The sequence below is a fragment of the Acidovorax sp. SRB_24 genome (assembly GCF_012931925.1).
The window spans coordinates 1-1,398 of record NZ_MWOM01000015.1; the positions used below are offsets into that span (position 1 = coordinate 1).

Genomic DNA, 1,398 nt, shown 5'->3' on the forward strand with positions numbered 1-1,398 from the left:
ACGGTCACGCCCGGTATCCAGCGCTGCCACCCGGGCTCGAGCGGCTGGGGCCACTGCCACTGGGCCGTCAGGTCGCCTTCGATGGCAAAGTGGCGGCCGGTGGTGTCGCTGACTTTGGCGTTGATCCAGGGGCGCGCACGGTTCCAGTCCCATTGCGACAGCACGACCAGCACCACGGCCAGGAGCACCAGCACGGCAGCCACGGTGCCCAGCACCCAGCGGAGGGCACGGTGGGGCGGCCGCGCGGAAGCAGCAGGGGCGCTCGGGGGCGGAGCAGGTGTCGGGGTGGCGTGGGGCATGGGCAGGGAGAGGAGGGCACAAAAGCTGATGGCGGCCATGCTAGCCCGTGACGCACGGCGGCAGAAGGCCTGCTGCGGCGGCCGGGCCGCATTGGCGCGCTTGTCCTACAACATGCACAACGCGCTGGCACGGGGCGGGTATCGATGCCTGGCGCAGCACGGGTGCTACCGCAGCAGCGAACCTCCAGCCGTCTGCGCCCGGAAAGGCCGGGCTTCTAGAATCAAGGTCAATGCACAACCCGAGCCACCCCTTTGTTTTGCCCATGCGCGATGGCGTCTCCGCCAGCTGTGTGGCCCTGCCGCCGACCGGGCACGGCAACATGCTGGATTTTTTGGACGAACGTTTGCCGCGCGTCGGGCGCGAACAGTGGCGCCTGCGCATGGCCGCGGCCGAGGTGGTGGACGAGCGTGGCACCCAGGTGACGCCCGAGCGGGCTTTCGAGCCCGGCCTGCGCCTGTACTACTACCGCAGCCTGCCTGCCGAGCCGCCGCTGCCGTTTGACGAAACCATCGTCTACCAGGACGATCACCTGCTGGTGGCCGACAAACCGCATTTCATGCCGGTCACCCCGTCCGGCCCCTACCTGCACCAGACGCTGCTGGTGCGGCTCAAGCAGCGCCTGGGTTTGCCCGCGCTGGTGCCCCTGCATCGCATTGACCGCGACACCGCCGGGCTGGTGCTGTTCTCGGTGCAGCGCAGCACGCGCGGCACCTACCACAGCCTGTTTCGCGACCGTTTGATGACCAAGCACTACGAAGCGGTAGCGCCTTGGCGTGGCGATGTCGATTTTCCGCGCGAGCACCGCAGCTGCATGCAAGAGGGGGCCGAATTTTTTCGCATGCAGGAGGTCCGCGGCGAGCCCAATACCCTGACACGCATGCAGGTGCTGGAGGTGGCGGGCGCGTGGGCCCGCTACCGGCTCTCGCCTGTGACGGGCAAGCGCCACCAGCTGCGGGTGCACATGGCGGCGCTGGGCTTGCCGCTGCGCCACGATGCGTTCTATCCCGTGGTCAACGATCCTCCGGCAGGCGATTTTTCGCGCCCGCTGCAGCTGTTGGCGAAAACACTGGAATTCACCGACCCGCTCACGGGCCAGGC

General features: G+C 68.2%; 2 protein-coding genes. One reads left to right on the plus strand and one right to left on the minus strand.

Features of this window, described 5'->3' with window-relative positions; genetic code table 11:
* Nucleotides 1–299, minus strand: a 299-nt coding sequence (locus B2J89_RS07390) for an AsmA family protein (RefSeq protein WP_169168503.1), incomplete at its 3' end; no start/stop codon positions are given.
* 230 nt (nt 300–529) lie between these two features.
* Here B2J89_RS07390 and B2J89_RS07395 point away from each other — a divergent pair.
* Nucleotides 530–1,398: pseudouridine synthase (locus B2J89_RS07395; RefSeq protein WP_169168504.1), on the plus strand; the 869-nt coding region annotated here is incomplete at its 3' end.